The organism is Pseudomonas sp. S37, assembly GCF_016658545.1.
In the GTDB taxonomy this organism is placed as follows: Bacteria; Pseudomonadota; Gammaproteobacteria; order Pseudomonadales; family Pseudomonadaceae; genus Aquipseudomonas.
On the sequence record NZ_JACVZC010000210.1, the window covers coordinates 1 to 3,209 of the forward strand.

A 3,209-nucleotide genomic window follows, 5' to 3' on the forward strand; every position below is an offset into this window, starting at 1 on the left:
CAGACCAGGCCATAATCACAACCTGAAATGCCCCACCATGCCCTTCAGGTCGGTACCCAACTGCGCCAGCTCGACACTTGACCGGGCATTGTCCTGCATCGCCAAGGCCGCCTGGTCGGCACTGCCACGAATCTGCGTGACGCTGCGGCTGATCTCTTCCGCCACCGACCCCTGCTGCTCGGCCGCCGCGGCTATCTGCTGGTTCATCTGCTGAATCAACGACACCGCCGCAGCAATGCTGCCCAGCGCACTCTCCGTCTGCAACGCATCGGCCACGGCCAGGCGTACCAGGTCGGTACTGCCACGGATCTGCGCCACCGACTGCTGGGCATTACTGCGCAAGCTGGCAACCAGGGTTTCGATCTGCTCGGTCGACTGCCGGGTACGCCGGGCCAAGGCGCGCACCTCATCGGCCACCACGGCAAACCCCCGCCCCTGTTCCCCGGCGCGGGCCGCTTCGATGGCGGCGTTCAGCGCCAGCAAGTTGGTTTGCTCGGCCACGCTCTTGATCACTTCCAGCACGTCGCCAATGGTGTGGATTTCGGCACTGAGGCTGTCGATGCCGGCGCTGGCCGTTTCGGCTGCCGCCGCCAGCTGCTCGATGCGCTGCATGCTCTGGCGCACCACCTGCTGCCCCGTGCCGACCTTGGCATCCGCCGCCTCGGCCGCTTGCGCCGCTTCTTCGGCATTGCGCGCCACATCGTGCACGGTGGCGGTCATCTGCTGCATGGCCGTGGCGACCTGCTCGGTTTCTTCCTTCTGGCTGCCCACCTCGCGGTTGGTCTGCTCGGTCACTGCCGATAACGCCTGGGCATTACCGGCCAGTTGCTCGATGCCCTGCTGCAAACCGCTGACAATCCCCGAAAGCCCCGCCGCCATCTGCTGCATCGCCTGCATCAGCTGGCCGACTTCGTCACGGCGAGGCACCTGGGCATCAAACGCCAGTTCGCCAGCAGCAATGCGCTGGGCGCGGGCAATCACGTGCTTGAGCGGGCCCACCACCGCACGGGTAATCAGCCAGGCCGCCAGCACGCCGACCAGCAGCGCCAGCGCCGTGGCCAGGCCAATGGCCAGGGCATTGCGCTGCAGTTCAGCTTGCAGTGATTGCTCCTGCCCCAGATAAGCCTGGTCGACCTTGCCCGTAACCTGCTCGGCACTGGCTTGCAACTGTGCCTTCAGCCCCTGCTCGCGGGCCAGCTGGTCGGTGTATTCGTTGAGCTTTTCCGAGAAGCTGCCAATGTGCCCGGCCACCTCACCCAGCACACTCTGGTAGCCGGCATCCCCTACCGCACCTTGCAGCTGGCCCACCAGGCTGGCCGCCTCGACAGTTTGCGCGATGCGTTCCTGGCCAACACCCTCCTCGCCTTTGCGGCTTTTTTCCAGGCGTACCCGCGCCTCGTCCATGGCCTGCAGCATCAGCCGCGACACCTGCGCCACCTGCGCGGCCTGCTCAAGGAATTCGCCGCCCTGCTGGCCCTGGGACTGTTTGAGGGTGTACACGCCATCATCGGCAAGGCCGGCCTGCAACACATCAAGGTTGTTGGCCACGCTCGACACCGACCAGCTGGCCATGTCCAGCGCCAGCTCTTTGGCCTGCACCGCCTCGACAAACGCCTCGAAAGCCTGGCCGTAAGCCGCGAGGTCCGATTCTGCCGCCGCCAGCGCCGGCAGGCCCCGGGCGCGCTCGGCCAGGCCCTGCAAGCCACTGCGCAAGGCGTCGGCCTGCTGCAGGTCGGAACGCAGGGCAAAGGCCTGCTCATGCTGGCGCAAGCGCAGCAAGTCGGTATTGAACTGGGCCAACTGGCGCAAACTGTCGAAGCGCTGGCCAACACTGTGCAACGCCGCGATGCCGATGGCCGCCACCGCAAGGGTCAGCAGCAGCACAAGGGCAAAGCCCAGGCCGAGTTTGCGGGCCATGCCCAGGTTGGCCAGCACACCGTGCTTGCTCGCGCCCATCGCCGATCCCCTTTCAGCCTGTGAGGTTATCCGAGCCCCAAGGGTGGCAACCTTGCCAGCCGATGAACAAGGGGGTGGCGCCAGAATAGTGTCAAATAGCTATGTCTTGTCGTTTTTGGCTGTGTCGAGGTCGGTTTTGCCAGGCGCTGCGGCTGCTATCAACAAGCCATGAATTGTAGCCAGCACAGTTGCCATGCGCGGGCCAATGTGCCAATTAAATTGAAGCAAACTCATCTGCAAGTTATTCCAATTGCATATTTAGTTAGGCCCATTGACGCCATTAATTTTGCGCCAATAGTGGGGCACAAAAAAATATTAAATTGCCACTATCGAATTAAAAAACAGCGCTATCGTGATCGATAACTGGCCCGCCCTTCGGACCCGTAGCGCCCCTCTGGAGCTTTTTCATGAAAACAGCCCTGATTACTGCTGTGGCCACCCCGTTGCTGCTTGTTGCGTTTCCGACGGTGGGGCATGCCGAAACTTCCACGGCACCGTTATTAACCCTTGGCGTGCAGGGAAGTTATACCCTGTTGGAGTTGAACGGGCGCGGCAATGATACCGAGCATATGCCTGAGGGCGGGTTGTTCATAAACTACGGTAACAAGATGACGGCCAAAGACGGCCTGATCTACCACGCCGAGGCCAGCGGCATGTACTCGAAAAAGCAGAGCCAGAAGCTGAAGGACGGCCAGGCCGACCTGGACCTGGGCTGGCGGCTGGCCGTGGCCGAGCGCCAGTCCCTCGACCTGTTGGTGGGTGCCGGCTACAAATGGAACCGGCTGTCACCCAATACCAGCAAGTACGACGTCGACCTGACCAACCGCACACCGTTCGCCAAGATTGCGGCGGGTTACAACTACCGCTTCAACAATGCCACCTTGCGCTTCGAAGCCGGTATACGCCAGGTTATCAATGGCGATTCGCAATTGAAAATACATGGCATCAGTAGCGAAGACGTTGATTTGAATGAAACCAGTAACCCGTTTGCCGAATTGAGTGTGCTGTTCAATCAGCAAGGCAGCGTGCCAATACTCGCCTCGCTTTACTTCAGCCGTTACAACTATGAACTGGACGGGCAGTTCCTGATGACCGACTCGGATGAACAGACCCGCGACGAGTATGGGCTGAAAGTGGGTGTCAGCTTTTAACTGGCGCGGCCTGTTTCGCGCAGAGAGCTGAGTTCGCAAGCGGTCCGCATACCCTTGTAGGAGCGGCCTTGTGTCGCGATGGGCTGCGCAGCAGCCCCAGGG

General features: G+C 61.7%; 2 protein-coding genes and 1 pseudogene. 1 reads left to right on the forward strand and 2 read right to left on the reverse strand.

From position 1 onward, the window contains the following. Window positions 1-15: 15 nt before the first annotated feature. Window positions 16-897: a methyl-accepting chemotaxis protein gene (locus tag IAE39_RS30235; protein WP_442968465.1), complete on the reverse strand. Its 882-nt coding sequence runs from the start codon at window positions 895-897 to the stop codon at window positions 16-18. Between the two features lie 27 nt (window positions 898-924). Further along, window positions 925-1,956, reverse strand: a pseudogene (locus IAE39_RS30240) (methyl-accepting chemotaxis protein); the annotation flags it as partial. A gap of 407 nt (window positions 1,957-2,363) precedes the next feature. Here IAE39_RS30240 and IAE39_RS29230 point away from each other — a divergent pair. Next, window positions 2,364-3,107, forward strand: a complete 744-nt coding sequence (locus tag IAE39_RS29230) for a hypothetical protein (protein WP_201207933.1) — start codon at window positions 2,364-2,366, stop codon at window positions 3,105-3,107. The last annotated feature ends 102 nt before the right edge of the window (window positions 3,108-3,209 follow it).